Origin of the sequence: Bordetella avium, assembly GCF_034424645.1 — a bacterium.
GTDB lineage: Bacteria > Pseudomonadota > Gammaproteobacteria > Burkholderiales > Burkholderiaceae_B > Bordetella > Bordetella avium.
On sequence record NZ_CP139969.1, the window covers coordinates 2026205 to 2043423 of the forward strand.

The 17219-nt window shown below is 62.5% G+C and carries 17 protein-coding genes; 13 read left to right on the top strand and 4 right to left on the bottom strand.

All coding sequences use genetic code 11. From position 1 onward, the window contains the following. Positions 1–100 precede the first annotated feature (100 nt). From fliF to fliR, 13 genes are all read left to right on the top strand, one after another. Positions 101–1735: a flagellar basal-body MS-ring/collar protein FliF gene (fliF, locus tag U0029_RS09485; RefSeq protein ID WP_114852536.1), complete on the top strand. Its 1635-nt coding sequence runs from the start codon at positions 101–103 to the stop codon at positions 1733–1735. Next, the gene (gene fliG, locus U0029_RS09490; protein ID WP_012417384.1) at positions 1725–2738 is read left to right on the top strand and encodes a flagellar motor switch protein FliG; all 1014 of its coding nucleotides are present in this window, start codon (positions 1725–1727) and stop codon (positions 2736–2738) included. Before fliF ends, fliG begins: the two co-directional genes overlap by 11 nt. Further along, positions 2731–3465, top strand: coding sequence for a flagellar assembly protein FliH (gene fliH / locus U0029_RS09495; RefSeq protein ID WP_114852537.1), 735 nt, complete (start codon positions 2731–2733; stop codon positions 3463–3465). Before fliG ends, fliH begins: the two co-directional genes overlap by 8 nt. Further along, positions 3447–4901: a flagellar protein export ATPase FliI gene (fliI, locus tag U0029_RS09500; protein WP_039051777.1), complete on the top strand. Its 1455-nt coding sequence runs from the start codon at positions 3447–3449 to the stop codon at positions 4899–4901. The genes fliH and fliI overlap by 19 nt, the downstream gene beginning before the upstream one ends. Continuing rightward, on the top strand, positions 4894–5340 hold the full coding sequence (fliJ, locus tag U0029_RS09505) for a flagellar export protein FliJ (protein ID WP_114852551.1): 447 nt from the start codon (positions 4894–4896) through the stop codon (positions 5338–5340). The genes fliI and fliJ overlap by 8 nt, the downstream gene beginning before the upstream one ends. A 16-nt stretch (positions 5341–5356) precedes the next feature. Beyond that, positions 5357–6688, top strand: a complete 1332-nt coding sequence (locus tag U0029_RS09510; RefSeq protein ID WP_162790377.1) for a flagellar hook-length control protein FliK — start codon at positions 5357–5359, stop codon at positions 6686–6688. Positions 6689–6827: 139 nt separating this feature from the next. Continuing rightward, positions 6828–7496, top strand: a complete 669-nt coding sequence (locus tag U0029_RS09515; protein WP_114852539.1) for a flagellar basal body-associated FliL family protein — start codon at positions 6828–6830, stop codon at positions 7494–7496. Positions 7497–7498: 2 nt separating this feature from the next. Next, complete coding sequence (fliM, locus tag U0029_RS09520) at positions 7499–8503, top strand: flagellar motor switch protein FliM (RefSeq protein WP_012417378.1); 1005 nt, start codon at positions 7499–7501, stop codon at positions 8501–8503. Beyond that, a complete protein-coding gene (gene fliN / locus U0029_RS09525) occupies positions 8496–9014 on the top strand; it encodes a flagellar motor switch protein FliN (RefSeq protein ID WP_012417377.1) in 519 nt (172 codons plus the stop codon). Before fliM ends, fliN begins: the two co-directional genes overlap by 8 nt. A gap of 6 nt (positions 9015–9020) precedes the next feature. Further along, positions 9021–9335, top strand: a complete 315-nt coding sequence (gene fliO, locus U0029_RS09530; RefSeq protein WP_114852540.1) for a flagellar biosynthetic protein FliO — start codon at positions 9021–9023, stop codon at positions 9333–9335. Positions 9336–9344: 9 nt separating this feature from the next. Continuing rightward, positions 9345–10112, top strand: coding sequence for a flagellar type III secretion system pore protein FliP (gene fliP / locus U0029_RS09535; RefSeq protein ID WP_114852541.1), 768 nt, complete (start codon positions 9345–9347; stop codon positions 10110–10112). Between the two features lie 17 nt (positions 10113–10129). Beyond that, on the top strand, positions 10130–10399 hold the full coding sequence (gene fliQ, locus U0029_RS09540; RefSeq protein WP_012417374.1) for a flagellar biosynthesis protein FliQ: 270 nt from the start codon (positions 10130–10132) through the stop codon (positions 10397–10399). 5 nt (positions 10400–10404) lie between these two features. Beyond that, positions 10405–11199, top strand: coding sequence for a flagellar biosynthetic protein FliR (gene fliR, locus U0029_RS09545; protein WP_039051751.1), 795 nt, complete (start codon positions 10405–10407; stop codon positions 11197–11199). A 126-nt stretch (positions 11200–11325) separates the two neighbouring features. Here the strand turns inward: fliR and U0029_RS09550 are convergent, their stop codons facing one another. The 4 genes from U0029_RS09550 to U0029_RS09565 all read right to left on the bottom strand — a co-directional run bounded on the left by U0029_RS09550 (position 11326) and on the right by U0029_RS09565 (position 17139). Then, positions 11326–12951, bottom strand: a complete 1626-nt coding sequence (locus tag U0029_RS09550) for a methyl-accepting chemotaxis protein (protein WP_114852542.1) — start codon at positions 12949–12951, stop codon at positions 11326–11328. A gap of 104 nt (positions 12952–13055) precedes the next feature. After that, complete coding sequence (locus U0029_RS09555; protein ID WP_147294801.1) at positions 13056–14789, bottom strand: methyl-accepting chemotaxis protein; 1734 nt, start codon at positions 14787–14789, stop codon at positions 13056–13058. Between the two features lie 111 nt (positions 14790–14900). Continuing rightward, positions 14901–15365 (bottom strand): hypothetical protein, encoded by a 465-nt coding sequence (locus U0029_RS09560; protein ID WP_012417370.1) that lies wholly within the window; start codon positions 15363–15365, stop codon positions 14901–14903. A 31-nt stretch (positions 15366–15396) separates the two neighbouring features. Then, positions 15397–17139 (bottom strand): methyl-accepting chemotaxis protein, encoded by a 1743-nt coding sequence (locus U0029_RS09565; RefSeq protein WP_012417369.1) that lies wholly within the window; start codon positions 17137–17139, stop codon positions 15397–15399. Positions 17140–17219 lie beyond the last annotated feature (80 nt).

Here is a 17219-nt window from a genome sequence, read left to right on the forward strand (position 1 = left end):
GCAAGCAGCGCAGCCATAATCCCGCCTCCCATAGCCTAAGTGTGCAAACTCAGCCCATGTTGTCCTCCCATCCGCTCCGCGAAGCCTGCGGGAGCCGCCAATGAATCAGCAAGCCACTCTGAGTACGTCCTTGCTGACCAGATTCCCATTTCTGGAAAAACTGCGCTCCCTGCCCAAGCCGGTGCTGCTGGGCGCTGCGGCGGCCGTGGTAGCGCTTATTGTCGCCTTGGCCCTCTGGAGCCGTGAGCCGGACTACAAGGTGCTGTTCTCCAATCTGGATGACCGTGACGGCGGCGCCATCGTCACCGCCTTGACCCAGATGAACGTGCCCTATCGCTTTAGCGACAACGGCGGCGCAATCCTGGTGCCGGGCAACCGTGTCTACGATCTGCGCATGCAGCTGGCCGGCCAGGGGCTACCCCGAGGCGGATCGGTAGGCTTTGAACTCATGGACAATGCGCGGTTTGGCGCTAGCCAGTTCGCCGAGCAGGTTAATTATCAGCGCGCCCTGGAGGGTGAGCTGGCCCGGTCCATCGAAGCCATGCATACGGTGCAGCATGCTCGCGTACATCTGGCCTTGCCCCGCCAATCGCTGTTTGTGCGCGACCGTCAACCGCCGACGGCATCTGTCCTGCTAACGCTTTATCCGGGCCGCAGCCTCGCCGAAGCCCAGGTATCCGCCATTGCCTGGCTGGTAGCGTCCAGCGTGCCTGACCTCAGCGCCGACAATGTCTCCATCGTGGACCAAAACGGCCGTCTGCTCTCTGCCCCGGCCGGCGAAGGCCGTGGCCTGGATGCAGACCAAATGCGTTTTGCACGTGAATACGAGCAGCGTACTGTCGAACGCATTCTCACCATCCTGAATCCTCTGGTCGGCCCCGGCAATGTCCACGCCCAGGCCAGCGTCGAAGTGGACTTCGCCCGCCGCGAAGAGACTTCCGAGATCTATCGCCCCAACCAGGAGCCGGGCCAGGCCGCCGTGCGCAGCCAGCAAACGAGCGACTCGCGTCAAACCAACGCAAGCCCGGCCGCAGGCGTGCCTGGCGCGCTGAGCAACCAGCCCCCAGCCGCCACGCAGGCGCCGCTGACCAATCCGCCTGCCCCAGCCCAGCCGCAAGCGCAGCCCGCTGCGCCACAACAGGCAGCGCAGATATCCGGTAATGAACGTCGCGATGCCACCATCAATTATGAGGTGGATCGGACCATCAGCCACGTCAAACAACCCGTGGGTCAGGTCAAGCGTTTATCTGTTGCCGTCGTGGTCAATCATCTGCCCAATAAGGACGGCGACCCGCAGGCGCTGCCTCCTGAAGAGTTGAGCAAACTGACCACGCTGGTGCGCGAAGCCATGGGCTATTCGGAAGCGCGAGGCGATTCTTTGAACCTCGTCAACAGTCAGTTCAATGACGCGCCGCCGACCGTCCCGCTGTGGCGCGACCCCGACTTGATCGCCACGATCAAGACGGCGCTGGGCTGGGTATTCGGCTTGCTGATCGCCTTCTGGGCCTACCGTCGGATTCGCCCCATCGTGTCGGAATACCTGTACCCGCAGATCGACCCCGAGGCCGTGGCCGCCGAACGTGCGGAGATCGAGCGCGAAGCGGTGGCCGCCGCGCGCGCCAAAGAGGTCAATCGCTATGAAGACAATCTGCAGCGCGCCCGGGATATGGCAACCAAAGATCCGCGCGCCGTTGCCATGGTGCTGCGTGCCTGGATGACGAAAGATGAAAAATGAAGCCAATAAGCCGCTCGATGGCTTGACCCGCAGCGCGGTGCTCTTGATGTCGCTAGGCGAAGACGCCGCCGCCGAAGTATTCAAATACCTGACCGCACGCGAAGTGCAGCAGGTCGGCGCGACGATGGCCACGCTCAAGCAGGTGACGCGCGGCGATGTGGCCGGTGTGCTGGAAGAGTTCCGCCAGGAGGCCGATCAGTTCATCGCGGTGACGCTGGGTTCGGACGACTATATCCGCACTGTGCTGACCAAGGCCCTAGGCAGCGACCGCGCGGCCGGCCTGATCGAAGACATTCTCGAAGCAGGCGACAGCGGCAGCGGCATCGACGCCCTGAACTGGCTCGATCCCCATACCGTGGCCGAACTCATCGGCGGCGAGCATCCGCAGATCATCGCCACCATTCTGGTTCACCTCGAGCGCGACCGTGCGGCAGCCGTGCTGAGCATGCTGACCGAGCGCATGCGCAATGATGTGATGCTGCGTATCGCCACCTTCGGTGGCGTGCAGCCCGCCGCCCTGTCAGAGTTGACTGAAGTGTTGAACTCCGTGCTGGCAGGCCAGGGCGCCAAACGCAGCAAGATGGGCGGCGTACGCACGGCGGCCGAGATCCTGAACATGATGAACTCGACCGAGGAAGAAGCCGTGGTCGACAGCCTGCGCGAGCGCGATGCCGATCTGGCGCAGAAGATCGTGGATGAGATGTTCGTGTTCGACAACCTCATCGATGTCGAAGACCGTGGCATCCAGCTCATTCTCAAGGAAGTCGAGAACGACACCCTCATGGTTGCGCTCAAGGGTGCCCCCGAAGATCTGCGCAGCAAGTTCCTGCGCAACATGTCCAGCCGCGCTGCCGAAACGCTGCGCGAGGACCTGGAAGCGCAAGGCCCGGTACGCATGTCCAAGGTGGAAGGCGAGCAGAAGAAGATTCTGCAAATTGCCCGCCGCCTGGCCGAGAGCGGCCAAATCACGCTGGGCGGCCAGGGTGACGATGCCTATGTCTGACACCTCGGCCTTCGACGCGCTGACCAACGACGCCTGGCGCCGCTGGCAGATGGCGTCGTTCGACGAGCCGGAACCCATAGCTGCCGCAGCGCCGCCAGTGGACCCCGGCCCGGACCCGGAAGAGCTGAAACGTCAATGGCGCGCCCAGGCCCTGGCGCAAGGGCGCGAAGAGGGTTATGCGCAGGGGCAAGAGGCCGGCTACGCCGCCGGCCTGGCTGCCGGCCATGCTCAAGGCGAACAGGCCGGTCACGCGGCCGGCTATGCCGCAGGGCTGGCGGAAGGTCGCGAGCAGGCTCGCCTGGAAGGGATGCAGTTGGCGGCGTTGAGCTCGGCTTGCGCAAGCTCCCTGGCGCAGTTGGAAGAAAAAATGGGCCAGGGTTTGGTGACCCTGGCCCTGGATATCGCTGGCCAAATTCTGCGTACGACCCTGGCAGAGCAGCCGGCCGCCATGTTGCACGCCGTGCGCGAAGTACTGCAAACGCCTACGCAGGGCCAAGGCGGCGTGCTGCGTCTATGGGTGCACCCCGACGATCTCGAACTGGTGCGCGTGCATTTGGCCGACGAATTGCGCGACGCCAACTGGCGAGTACTCGCCGACGAATCCATCCACCGGGGCGGCTGCCGTGCGGAGACGCCCTACGGCGATATCGACGCCACGCTCCAAACCCGCTGGCGCCGCGTAGCCGCCTCGCTCGGGCGCAATACCCCCTGGGAGGACAGCGCGTGAGCACGCCGGTTATCGACCGCTGGCAGACGCAGCTAAAGATCGGCTCGATCCGCGCTGCTTCGACCGAACCGGCGCTGTCAACCGGGCGCATCACGCGCGCCACAGGTCTGGTGCTGCACGCCACAGGCCTGCGCCTTCCCGTCGGTGCGGCCTGCCGCATTGAAATCGCACGCGGACATGATCTGTGGGCGGACGCCGAAGTGGTCGGCTTTGATGGCCAAACACTCTATTTGATGCCGCAAGCCGATATTTCCGGTCTGCCGCCCGGCGCGCGCGTCATGCCCGCCGAGCCGGTGGTGCAACGGTCTGTGCCCTTACCGCGCAAGGCCGAACTCAATGGTAATGCCAAGCCGCAACTGGGGCGGCACTTGCCGGTGGGCAACGCACTGTTGGGCCGCGTCGTGGATGGCGCGGGCCGCCCTCTCGATGACCTGGGCCCGCTGACCGGCGCCGAGCTGGCGCCGCTGGCAGCGCAACCCATCAATCCGCTTTCTCGCGCGCCGATCGACTCGGTGCTGGATGTCGGCGTACGCGCCATCAATGGCCTGCTCACCGTGGGCCGGGGCCAGCGCATGGGTCTGTTCGCCGGCTCCGGCGTGGGCAAGAGCGTGCTGCTAGGCATGATGGCGCGCTACACGCGCGCCGACATCATCGTGGTTGGCCTGATCGGCGAGCGCGGCCGGGAAGTCAAAGAGTTCATCGAGCACAATCTCGGCCCGGAGGGTCTGGCTCGCTCAGTGGTTGTCGCCGCGCCAGCCGATGTGTCTCCGCTGCTGCGCCTGCAAGGCGCGGCTTACGCGACCCGGCTGGCGGAACACTTCCGCGACCAGGGGCTGGATGTGCTGCTGATCATGGATTCGCTGACCCGTTACGCGATGGCGCAGCGTGAAATCGCGCTGGCTATCGGTGAGCCTCCCGCCACCAAAGGCTACCCGCCCTCGGTGTTCGCCAAACTGCCGATGCTGGTGGAGCGCACCGGCATGGGCGCACCCGGCCCCAACGGCCGCGCGGGCTCGATTACCGCCTTCTACACCGTATTGGCGGAAGGCGATGACCAACAAGACCCGATCGCGGACTCGGCCCGCGCCATCCTCGACGGCCATGTCGTGCTGTCGCGCACACTGGCCGAGGCCGGACACTACCCCGCTATCGATATCGAAGCCTCGATATCGCGAGCCATGACTTCGCTGATCACGCCGCAGCAATTCAATTTGGTGCGCCGCTTCAAGCAAATGCTTTCGCGCTACCAACGCAATCGCGATCTGATTTCCGTGGGGGCCTATGTCCCTGGGGCCGATCCACAACTGGACGAAGCCATCGCCCGTTACCCACGCCTGGAGGCTTTCTTGCAACAGGAAATCGGCGAGAACATCAGTTATGGCGATGCCGTAGAAATTCTGCGCGCGACCTTCCCCATGGGAGATGTCCGTGCCTAGTCAATTGCCGCTGGACATGCTGATCGGCCTTGCAAAGGAAAGCACGGATGACGCCGCACGCGAACTGGGACGTTTGAGCGCCCAGCGCGCCAATGCCGAGCAGCAGCTCAATATGCTTTATGAGTATCGCCACGACTACCTGAAACGCCTTCAGGATGCGATGGTGGCCGGCATGCCGGCCGCCGACTGCCACAATTACCAGCGCTTCATCGGCACCCTGGATGACGCCATCAGCCAGCAGGCCAATGTATTGCACAGCGCAAACATGCAATTGATGCAGGGGCGCCTGCATTGGCAGCAGCAGAAACGCAAGCTCAATTCCTTTGACACGCTGGCGCAGCGCGATGCGCGCAGCCGGGCCCTGATCGAGACGCGCCGCGAACAGCGCGCTAATGACGAAATCTCTGCTCGCCTGGCTAGCCGCCGGGCCAGCCTGTAATCCACGGAACGCCGCTATGCCGAGTTCAGCAATCATCAACCTGCCTCTTGCGAACGTCACAAACACTGTCTCGCAGCAGACCGTAGCGTCCTCCAGCGACAGCGCCGGCTCCTTCGCCGAGACATTGGCCAAGCAGCAGACCGACAACGCACCAGCCGCCAACAAACCTGCGGCAAAAACGCCCGATAAGCCCGCCAAACCGGCGGCATCCGGCAGCAAAACGGATACCCCCGCCAACGATGACGGCAAGGGCACGGCCATGGATGCGATTCAAGCCTTGGGCCCCGAGACGACTCTGACTCAGCCTGCCGCGGCGCCGGACCCGTCCGCTGATCCGCGTCTGGCCGAAGCGGCCGCCGCGCTGGCGCTGACTCAGGCCCAGGCCGCCTTGCCGCCGCCTGTGGCGCCAACGCTGCCTCAGCAGGCGCTTGAAATTGCCGCGCAGGTCGCCGAAGTCCAGGCCCGCGTGGCCGCCGCCAATGCTGCGCTCAAGCCCATCAACAACCCGGCCAACGCTGCGGCGGATGCGGCTGTCGAATGGGTCGCAACCCGTGCAGGCAAACCCGTCGAGCCGCCGCCCGAGACGGTGTTGCCCCTTGCCGCGCGAGCTGAAGAAGCCCCCGTCCTCAAGGCGGCCGAAACAGCCCCGACCGTAACAAGGCCCGCTGCGCGCGCCGCCTTGCCTGAAATCACCCAGACGACAAGCGCTTCAGAGCCCGCGCCTCAGCCCGCCGCCCCGATTGCTCCACGCATGCCGGTCCCCGAACTGCCGATGGCCGCCAAGGCTGCACCGGCCGAGCCTTTGGCGCACGAGGCCTTCTCTGCCGCCATCATGGCCCAGCCTCAATCTCTGGCGCGGCAACTAGCGAGCGATGCAACACCAGCCCTGCTGGGGCCGCACATCGCAAGCCCTGTCGGCGCCACGCAATGGGGCCAGGAGCTGAGCCGCCAGGTGATCAGCTTCAGCCAGAACCTGGCTCAGGGCACGCATACTGCCGAACTGCGCCTGGACCCGCCCGATCTCGGCCCGCTGCGCATCACGCTCAGTATCAACGACGGCATCGCTAATGCCAACTTCACCTCGGCGCACGCCGCAGTCCGGCAGGCCGTGGAATCCGCGCTGCCGCAGTTACAGCAAGCCCTCTCGCAAGCCGGCATTTCACTAGGCCAGGCCAATGTCGGCGAGCAAGGCCAGCAGGCGATGACCGGCGGCGGTCAATCGCAGGGACAGCAGGGCGGTTCGCGCTCTGACCCGGATGACGCCGGCGCACAGCCGCAACATGAGACCGACGCGACAGGCATAGCCCGCGCGCCGGCGCATGACGGGCTGGTCAACACCTTCGCCTGAAACATGGCCCATGCAATGCAGCAATAGGCTGAGATACCCCGCTTTCGCCCTGTTTTTCTCCTGCCTGGGCGTACGAAAGTTGGGGCAGAATCCTGCCATCCCCATAAACCCGCATCACGGCTGAACCCTCCTTATCACGATGGCCACTTCCAAATCTCCGGTCTTGCCTGTCAGCAACGCCAGCGGCGGCTCAGGCAAATTCCTGCGTCTCCTGGTGGCGTTACTACTTCTCCTGCTCGTGGTCGTGGCCAGCGTGGCAGGCACCTGGTATTTCATGTCGCGTTATCAACAACAGCAGCAGCAGGCCGCAGTGCAACTGGGGGTGGGACAGGCCGGCGGTCTCGTTGGCGCGAACGGGGGGCTCGTTGGCACCAACGGCGGTCTCGTTGGTGCGAGCGGGGGGCTCGTTGGCACCAACGGCGGTCTCGTTGGTGCGAGCGGGGGGCTCATTGGCGCCAACGTCGCGCCCGCTACGCCGCCCGCCGTCGTGCCGCCACCGATCTTCATCCCCCTGGAGCCATTTACCGTCACGCTGAATGACGCCGATTCCGAGCGCATCATGCACGTCGGCATCACGCTGCGTGCCGGCGATGATCAAACACGCCAGCGCATAGACCGCTATATGCCCGAGGTGCGTAATCGCCTGCTGATGGTCCTGTCCTCGCAAACGCCGCAAAGCGTGCAAACCGTCGATGGCAAGCAAAATATGGCGAAATCTTTGATGGCAGCCATCAATAGACCCTTTTCTCCGCTGCCCGACGGTCAAAACGTGACCGACGTGCTTTTCACGGCCTTCGTGGTGCAATAAGCATGGCCTACGAGGCATTTCTTTCGCAGGATGAAGTTGACGCGCTCCTGGCCGGCGTTACCGGTGAAAGCGACGCGAAGCAGTCGAGTTCGAGTGAGGACAATGGCGCGCGCGCCTACGACCTGAGTTCACCCGATCGCGTCGTGCGCCGCCGCATGCAGACGCTAGAGCTGATCAATGAACGCTTTGCGCGCAACATGCGCCATGTGCTCTTGAACTTCATGCGGCGCAGCGCGGACATCACCGTCGGCTCGATCAAAATCATCAAGTACGCCGATTTCGAGCGCAATCTGCCGGTACCGAGCAATCTGAACATGATTCAGATGAAGCCGCTGCGCGGCACGGCGCTGTTCACCTATGACCCGAGCCTGGTGTTTCTGGTGATCGACAGCCTGTTTGGCGGCGACGGACGCTACCACACCCGCGTGGAAGGACGCGACTTCACCACGACGGAACAGCGCATTATCCGCCGTCTGCTCAACCTGACCCTGGAGAGCTACGGCAAATCCTGGGACCCGGTCTATCCCATCGAATTCGATTACGTGCGTTCCGAGATGCACACCAAGTTTGCCAGCATTACGGGCAACAACGAGGTCGTGGTGGTTTCGTCCTTCCATATCGAGTTCGGTGCGACAGGCGGCGATTTGAATATCTGCCTGCCCTACTCCATGATCGAGCCGGTGCGCGACCTGCTCACGCGGCCTTTGCAGGATTCGGCGCTGGAGGAGGTCGATCAGCGTTGGTCGCAGCAGCTTTCGCGCCAGGTGCGCAGCGCCGACATCGATCTGGTGGCTGAGTTCGCCCGCATCCCCTCCTCTATCCGCGGCCTGATGAACCTCAAAGTGGGCGATGTGCTGCCCGTTGACGTTCCGGAATCCATTACCGCCCATGTGGACGGCGTACCGCTGATGGAATGCAGCTACGGCGTTTTCAACGGCAAGTACGCCTTGCGCGTGCAAAACATGCTTAATCAAGACGATTTTAACGAGGCCCCCGACCATGACTGACACGAACGAGCGGCCCGACCAGCCGGGCGCCAGCGCCGCCGACGACTGGGCCGATGCGCTCGCAGAACAATCACGTAGCGTTCCCCCGACCCAGGCCGACGGTCTGCGCGGGCAGGACGATTGGGCAAGCGCCATGGCTGAGCAAAGCGCCGCGGCCCCCCAGCCCGCCACACCGGCGCCCGCGGTGCAATCCGCCGCGCAAACCGTATTCAAGCCGCTGACCGGCAAGGACAACGCCGCTGGCGCAGACATCGACCTCGTCATGGACGTGCCGGTCCAACTGACAGTGGAATTGGGCCGCACGCGTCTGACCATCAAGAATCTGTTGCAACTAGGCCAAGGCTCGGTCGTCGAACTGGACGGCCTCGCCGGCGAGCCGATGGACATCTTCGTCAATGGCTATCTGATCGCTCAGGGTGAAGTAGTAGTGGTGGAAGAGAAATACGGCATCCGCTTGACTGACATCATCACTCCGTCAGAGCGCATCAACCGTCTCAACAATCGCCGCTGAAGCGCCATGAACGACGCCAGTCTCCTGCGCGTGGTGATAGGCCTGATGCTAGTCCTGGCGGCCATTCTGGCCGCCGGCTGGCTCGCGCGCCGCGCCGGCCTAGGCCAGCGCGGCGCAGGGACGCTGCTGCGTCAAGTGGCCGCGCACCCCCTGGGACCGCGCCAAAGCGTCGTTATCATCGAAGTCGAGAATACCTGGCTGGTGCTGGGCGTCAGCCCTGGACAGATCACCACGCTGCACACCCTGCCGGCCGGACAAACACCCCAGGTCGAGCCGGTCAACTTTGCGCATAAACTCGGCCAGGCGCTAAAGCGCCACTGAGTGCCCGTCATGAAGCCCACCCTAAGTCGAACCCTGCCTCTCCTGGGGCTCGCGACCCTTGTCTCGTTGGCGGTAATGCCCAGCGGAGCCATCGCCCAGGCCACCCTGCCCGCCTTGACCACCACGCCTGGCGTGAACGGTTCACAGACGTATTCGCTCAGCATGCAAACCCTGCTGCTGATGACCTCGCTGTCCTTCCTGCCGGCGGCCCTTTTGATGATGACGGGCTTCACGCGCATCATTATCGTGCTGGGCCTGTTGCGCAGCGCGATGGGGACGGCCATGTCGCCGCCTAACCATGTACTGGTAGGCATTGCCCTATTCCTGACCTTCTACACGATGTCCCCGGTGTTTGACAAAATCTACACCGAGGCCTATCAGCCGCTGAGCGCGGGCAGCATACCGTTCGAAACCGCGCTCGAGCGCGCCGGTGCGCCATTACACACTTTTATGCTGCACCAGACGCGCGAAAACGATTTGGCGCTATTCGCCAATCTGGCCAATATACCCAAGATCGAAGACCCGTCGAAAGTGCCGATGCGGATTTTGATCCCGGCCTTCATCACCAGCGAACTGAAGACCGCTTTTCAGATCGGCTTCACCATATTCATCCCCTTTCTCATCATCGATCTGGTCGTCGCCAGTGTGCTGATGGCGCTGGGTATGATGATGGTGCCGCCCGTCACCGTGTCCTTGCCCTTCAAGCTCATGCTTTTTGTGCTGGCCGACGGATGGAATCTATTGCTCGGCTCGCTGGCCAAGAGCTTCTACCAATAACCGGGAGGGCATAGGCAATGACCGCAGAAGCCGTCATGACCATGGCCTACCAAGCCATGAAAATCGCGCTGGTCCTGGCCGGCCCCCTATTGCTGGTGACGCTGGTCGTGGGTCTGGTCATCAGTGTCTTTCAGGCGGCCACGCAGATCAATGAAATGACCCTGTCCTTCATCCCCAAGCTGCTTGCCATGTGCGGTGTGCTGGTGCTGCTCGGACCCTGGTTGATCGAGTTGCTGGTGGATTACATCCGGCAGTTGATCAGCAACATACCCATGCTGGTTTCCTAAAGGCCGTGTTCAGCTTCACCATTGAACAGCTCAATGGCTGGATGGGGCAGTTCCTCTGGCCGTTCATACGCATTCTGGCTCTGGTGGGTTCGGCCCCGCTGTTCTCCGAGTCCACCATCCCTGTCAAGGTCAAGATAGGCCTGGCTTTCATGCTGGCTGCAGCGATTGCGCCCGGCCTGCCGCCCATGCCGAGCGTTTCTCCCAGCAGCTACGAAGGCCTGCTGCTGCTGGCGCAACAGGTGCTGATCGGTGTGGCCCTGGGCTTTACGATGCGCGTGGTGTTTTCCGCGGTGCAAACCGCGGGCGAGTACATCGGCCTGCAAATGGGTCTGTCTTTCGCCTCCTTTTTCGATCCCGGCACGGGCGCCAACACGGCGGTGCTATCGCGCTTCATGAATATTCTGGCAATGCTGATCTTCCTCGCGCTCGATGGCCATCTGCTCATGTTGGCGGCGCTGGTGCGCAGCTTCGACATTCTGCCGCTGACGCCAGCCGTACTGGACCGCAATGGCCTGGGCGTCCTGGTGCAATGGGGAGGCACGGTATTCATTTCGGGTCTGCTGCTGGCCTTGCCCCTGGTATGCGCCCTGCTGACCATCAACCTGGCCATGGGCATCCTCAATCGCGCTGCGCCGCAGTTGACCGTGTTCGCCGTGGGTTTTCCCATCATGCTGACGATAGGCCTGCTAGTGCTGTCGGTGGTGCTGCCGCACTCCGGCCCATTCCTGGAACAGCTATTCGAACGCGGCTTACAGACCATGAGCGATGTAGCCCAAGGGTTTGCCGGCCAACGGCCTTAAGCTTGCATCGGCATGTTTATCCGGCAAAACCCAGATGTCGGTCCCTTATCGGCCGCATAAAGCCGGCCCATCTGCCCAAACAGCCCTAGGCTGCTGGAGCAGACGGCGACTCATACGGGCAGGCGCTTAGCGGTCTTCTGCGCGCAGCGCCAGATGCCCCTGACCACGGCTCAAACGAAACACCTGAATGGTCTCGCGCAAGGCGACGGACTGGCCGCCCAATTGCGCGACCGCCGTGCCCAATTGCTGGACCAGGCCGCTATTCTGTTCGGTCATGCTGTCCATCTGCGCGACGGCCTGCTCAACCTGCTCGATGCCGCTGGCCTGCTGCTGCGAGGCCACGGAAATCTCGCCAATAATGTCCGTCACGCGGCGCACGGCATCCACAATTTCATTCATGGTGTCGCCGGCCTGTTCCGCCTGAGCCGAGCCTGCGGTGACGCGCTGGACAGATTCCTCGATCAAACCCTTGATCTCGCGTGCGGCCTGCGCGCTCTTTTGCGCCAGGCTGCGCACCTCGCCCGCGACCACGGCGAAGCCCTTGCCCGATTCGCCTGCCCTGGCCGCTTCAACGGCCGCGTTCAAGGCCAGAATATTGGTCTGGAAGGCAATGCCTTCAATAATGCTAACGATGTCGGCAATGCGGCGCGAGCTGTCGGAGATATTGTGCATGGTATGCACAACCTGACCCACGGCTTGGCCACCCCGCCGTGCCACATCCATGCTGCTGGCCGCCAGGGCATTGGCCTGACGCGCGTTGTCCGCGTTCTGACGCACGGTCGATGTCAGTTCCTGCATACTGGTCGCGGTGTTTTGCAACGATGCGCTCTGGTCACCCGTGCGGCGAGCAAGCTCCTGATTACCTTGCGAGATTCCCACGGCCGCCCGGGTCGTGCCTGCAATGCCCTCGTAGACATCACAGGCAATACCCACCAGACTTTTACGCATGACATCCAGCGAAAAAGCCAGATTGCCCACCTCGTCCTTGGTGTCCGCGAAAATCTGGCTAGTCAGATTACCTGCCGCCACCTGCCGAGCCATATCGGCCGCTTCGCGCATGGGGATGAGCACATTGCGTGACGCCCGCCATTGGGCACAGCAGATTGCCAACACGCCCAACACCGCCCCTGTCACCCCCAGACCCGCGTGAAGCCTGCTCAGCGATGCCCATTGCGACGCCAGGACCCAAGCGGCCAGTCCGCCGAAAAGCGCGCTGGATAACAAGGCGGTGCGCAGCATTTGGGGTGAAGCGCCTCGACGCAGGGGGTAGGCCAGTGTGTGCAGCACCGCACGCCAGCCCGTGGGCACAATCTGGCCACCCTGGATACGCCAACCTCGCGCGCGTCCTTCTCGCAATTCGGCGTAGCGCTCCTCGGCCTCGGCGATCTGCTCGTCCGTGGGGCACACCCGTACCGACGAATAGGCAACCACCTCTACATCCTCGAAGATAGGCGTGGCATTGGCCAGCACCCAGTAATAGCCACCATCCTTGCGCCGGTTCTTGACTACGCCCAGCCAAGACTTACCCGCCTCCAGCGTACGCCAGAGGTCTTCATAGGCCTGCGGCGGCATATCGGGGTGACGGACGATATTGTGGGCCTTACCCAGCAACTCTTCGCGCTCAAAGCCGCTCACCTCGACAAAGGCCGGGTTGGCGTAAATGATGCGACCCTTCACGTCTGTGCGTGAGATCAGATATTGATCTTCGCGCAGCCGGAGCTCGACATCAGAAATAGGAAGGTTGACGCGCACTGCCAGTCTCCTGCTGTTTTATTTTGTAGGTCCGCATGCTCCCCGTTTGGGCCTAGCAGACCTAACCCGGCCACAAGGCCGGGTCCGGGTTGATGGGCCCCCTGTCAGGCCCGAGCGACGCGCGGCGCCTGGTATGAAGCGCTTAGGGATGGGGCCGCCACGTCGATGACCTCACCCGCATTGATCTTGAACACGGCGACCGCTTCGGCCAAACGCTGGGCCTGCTCTTGCAGCGAAGCCGCCGCCGCCGCCGACTCTTCGACCAGCGCCGCATTCTGCTGCGTCACCTCGTCCATCTGCGTCACCGCACGGTTGACCTGCTCGATACCGCTGGATTGCTCGTCCGAGGCCGCCGAGATCTCGCCCATAATGTCCGTCACTCGCTTGACCGACGCCACAATCTCCTGCATCGTCGCGCCCGCTCGCTCCACCTGCTGCGAACCCGCCGTCACCTTACCAACAGAATCCTCGATCAAGCCCTTGATCTCCTTGGCCGCCTGGGCGCTGCGCTGCGCCAGCGAACGCACTTCACCCGCCACCACCGCGAAACCCTTGCCCTGCTCCCCCGCGCGCGCCGCTTCCACCGCCGCATTCAAGGCCAAAATATTCGTCTGGAAAGCAATCCCGTCAATCACCGACACAATCTCGGATATCTTGCGCGAACTCGCCGATATCCCCTGCATCGTCTGCACCACCTCCGACACCGCCGAACCACCACGCTCGGCCACATCCGACGCGCTCGCCGCCAGTTGATTCGCCTGACGCGCATTGTCCGCGTTCTGCTTGACCGTCGAAGCCAGCTCTTCCATCGACGCCGCCGTCTCTTCCAACGACGCCGCCTGCTCTTCCGTGCGGCTCGACAAATCCGTGTTGCCCGCCGATATCTCGCCCGCGCCGACGTTGATCTCGTCCACCCCTCGGCGCACCGTCGACACCGTGCGCGTCAGGCTCTCCTGCATGCGCTTGAGCGCCGCGAACAACTGACCAATCTCGTTATCGCTGCGCGCCTCCACCCGTAACGTCAGATCCCCCGTCGCAATCTTGTCAAAGTGCGCGCCCGCTTCGAGCAGAGGACGCACCACAAGACGACCGAAAACGAGGCGCGAAACCCCCATTAGCAACAGCGCCAACACCACTGCCGCCACAACGGCCACGATGGCGCGCTCAAAGCTTTGATGCGCATAATCAACGGTTTCCTGCTGCTGGACCGAAATATATTTGGAGAAGGCATTGATGGCATCAATGAAAGAGGCGCTGCGCGGCGTGCCATACTCGTTATTGACCATGTAGAAGGTGGAAAAGTCCTCGCTGCGCAAGGCCTCCACCATGGTGTCGACACCATCATCGATGTAAGAGCGGTAACGGCGCACGAGGTTCATGGACAGTTGCCGGCCCTCATCGTCGTCCAGCATGTTTTTCTGGAACTCGCCGAAGCGGCTGCGCACCCCGGTAAGCAATTCGGTCGCCGCCTTGAGCGCCTGAACTGCCTCCTGTCCGGAGCTGCTGCCATTGCCCCAGCCCGATTCCTGCAAATGCCGGGCGGCCACCATCAACCCCACGCGCGCGCGCAGCATATCGCTATTGATAATCTCGACCTGTTTGGCGCGATCAGTCAGATCATTGATCTGCTCGATTGCCTTATAGTTCTGCTGCAAAAAATATGCCGATAAACCGCCTAGCGCCGCAATCAGCAAGACGAAAAAAAACAACAGACAAACCAGCAAGGTGCCGACATGCGCATTACGCAAGGAAAATGAACGTTTTTGCTTCTGTTTGGAAGCCCGGCCACGCTTCTTTGTCTTGATTGGCTTGGCTCCGGATTCGAAACTCGTTTCCATTAACTTCCCCCTTTGATAAAGCGATAAAAATAGGTGCGCCATCGCGCTGCCTTTTGGGCTTAATTACCGCGATGGCTGACCTTTGCGGTCTGTCTGCTTGGTTTTTCTGACTTACTGGGCTTTACCCTCTCCCGGCCCGGGAATCACAATGAGCTCGACGGCCGGCACAGCCTCCACGGCGGGCGCCAACACGGGCGCGGCAGGGGCCGGCCCCAGGAGTTTTTCACGCTCCCAGGGTTCGAGCAGGATATTGGTGCTGTCCAGCATCCTCACGAGCCGGCCATCCGGACCAAACTGCAAGCGGACTTCCTTGCGGCTGTAGAAACCTTCTGGCACGAAGGTAATCATGAAGCGCCACATTGCAACGCTGCCGCCATAGGGATGCGCGTATATCTGATCAGGCAAGGCGCCCAAGGCACGCACCGTGTCCTCCATCGTGCTCTGCCCTGGTGTCAGCGTGGACAGCTTGCTCGCGTTGAAGTTATGCCCGGAGGCGGCACAGCCGGCCAACAGTAGCGCAGCGGCGCACCAGGACATCAGTTGTTTGAACACGGTGATTCGACTCCCGAGGACCATAGCCTCTTAGCCGGCCCGAAGGCCGCTTGATTTAAAACGATTGCCAATCCTCGTCCGCCGTGCTGCCTGTTGCAGGCTGAGGTGCAGCCCTTGAGCGGCGGCGCGGGCTGGCTGCGGATGGCGCCAGCCTGGCAGGAGCTAGGCGCTGCGCCTCCGCCACCGGCGTCAACACCGGCCTGGCCCGCGTGCTCAGGTCTTGTGGCGAAGCGTCGCTATGTCCTGCGCTAAGCTTGAACATCGCAACCGCATGCGCAAGTTGTTGCGCTTGATCCTGCAAGGAGCCGGCTGCGGCCGCTGCCTGCTCAACCAGCGCAGCGTTTTGCTGAGTGGCTTCGTCCATCTGCGACACCGCCTGATTGACCTGCTCGATACCGCTGGACTGCTCCTGCGAGGCGGCGGAGATTTCGCCCATGATGTCTGTCACGCGCTTAACCGAGGCCACGATCTCCTGCATGGTCGCGCCCGCGCGCCCGACCTGCTGCGATCCTGCCGCCACCTTGCCGACCGAATCGTCGATCAGCGTTTTAATTTCCTTGGCCGCCTGCGCACTGCGCTGCGCCAGCGTCCGAACCTCGGCGGCCACGACGGCAAAACCCTTGCCCTGCTCGCCGGCCCGAGCTGCCTCGACTGCGGCATTCAAGGCCAGAATATTCGTCTGAAAGGCGATGCTATCGATCACCGACACAATCTCGGCGATTTGGCGCGAGCTGGCAGAAATACCTTCCATGGTCTCAACGACCTCGGTGACCACGGCACCGCCGCGCTCGGCCACGTCCGAGGCACTCGAGGCCAGGTGGTTGGCCTGACGCGCGTTATCGGCGTTCTGCTTTACGGTAGAAGCCAGTTGTTCCATCGACGCCGCCGTTTCCTCCAGCGAGGCGGCCTGCTGCTCGGTGCGGCTGGACAAATCGGTATTGCCAGCGGCAATTTCGCTAGCGGCTACGTTGATTTCATCGACCCCCCGGCGCACGGTCGATACCGTGAGAGTCAGGCTTTCCTGCATGCGCTTGACCGCCGTAAACAACTGACCGATCTCATTCGTGCTGCGCGCCTCCACGCGCGAACTCAGGTCGCCATTGGCGATGCGCGCGAATTGTTCGTCCAGGCGGCGCAGAGGCTTGACGATGGTACGCGTCAGATAAACGAAGGCGCCACCCAGAATAATCAGCGTCAACACGCCCATCAGGGCGTAGATCCAAGTCATGTTGCGCGAGGTGAGACGGAAATCGGCCAGCGTCTGCGCGCTCATGTGCTCGATGTGCTGGGAAAACTCCTGTTGCTTGGCAGCAAAGGCGGCGCTAGCCGTAGCCGAGCGCTGATTTTTGATGTCCAGATAGGCTGCAGTATCTCCCCGCCCCAGGGCCGCAAGCGTTTCGTTCAGGGCCTTTTCAAAGGCTTTGAAAGCGCCGACGAGCTCGGCCTGCATGACCCGGCCTTCGTCATTGAGCTTGGGAATATCCTGGAAGGCTTGAATCTTGCGCGCGGCATCCACCTGGAGCCCACGCAGCAAGGTGATGTGTTGCTCGGCGGCCTTGCTGTCTCCCCTGGCGAGTTCGCTTGCCGCCACGTCGGCGCGCACGGTCGCGCGCAGCATCTGGCTGTAAGCGTCCTTGATCAATACATTCTGTTGGACACTTAAGCTATCCAGTCTGTCCAGGGCCCGATCGGCCTGTTGGGCGGCATTCCAGCCCAGCGCAATCGACAGAGCGCCCATCAGGGCCAGGACGAATAAGGCCAGCAACAGCCCCGTACGAATTCTCAGATTTACTAACATTTATAACGGAGTCCTTACCCTGAATCCAGGCCTCGCCGATTTCTGGCCTTGACGCGGCACAAGGCCGCAGTCAAGGAAAA

Coding starts and splice junctions, on each gene's coding strand:
- fliF (WP_114852536.1), top strand. CDS start 101: ATGAATCAGCAAGCCACTCTGAGTACGTCCTTGCTGACCAGATTCCCA.
- U0029_RS09515 (WP_114852539.1), top strand. CDS start 6,828: ATGGCCACTTCCAAATCTCCGGTCTTGCCTGTCAGCAACGCCAGCGGC.
- fliN (WP_012417377.1), top strand. CDS start 8,496: ATGACTGACACGAACGAGCGGCCCGACCAGCCGGGCGCCAGCGCCGCC.
- fliQ (WP_012417374.1), top strand. CDS start 10,130: ATGACCGCAGAAGCCGTCATGACCATGGCCTACCAAGCCATGAAAATC.
- U0029_RS09510 (WP_162790377.1), top strand. CDS start 5,357: ATGCCGAGTTCAGCAATCATCAACCTGCCTCTTGCGAACGTCACAAAC.
- fliO (WP_114852540.1), top strand. CDS start 9,021: ATGAACGACGCCAGTCTCCTGCGCGTGGTGATAGGCCTGATGCTAGTC.
- fliH (WP_114852537.1), top strand. CDS start 2,731: ATGTCTGACACCTCGGCCTTCGACGCGCTGACCAACGACGCCTGGCGC.
- U0029_RS09555 (WP_147294801.1), bottom strand. CDS start 14,789: ATGGAAACGAGTTTCGAATCCGGAGCCAAGCCAATCAAGACAAAGAAG.
- U0029_RS09560 (WP_012417370.1), bottom strand. CDS start 15,365: ATGGTCCTCGGGAGTCGAATCACCGTGTTCAAACAACTGATGTCCTGG.
- fliG (WP_012417384.1), top strand. CDS start 1,725: ATGAAAAATGAAGCCAATAAGCCGCTCGATGGCTTGACCCGCAGCGCG.
- fliP (WP_114852541.1), top strand. CDS start 9,345: ATGAAGCCCACCCTAAGTCGAACCCTGCCTCTCCTGGGGCTCGCGACC.
- U0029_RS09565 (WP_012417369.1), bottom strand. CDS start 17,139: ATGTTAGTAAATCTGAGAATTCGTACGGGGCTGTTGCTGGCCTTATTC.
- fliM (WP_012417378.1), top strand. CDS start 7,499: ATGGCCTACGAGGCATTTCTTTCGCAGGATGAAGTTGACGCGCTCCTG.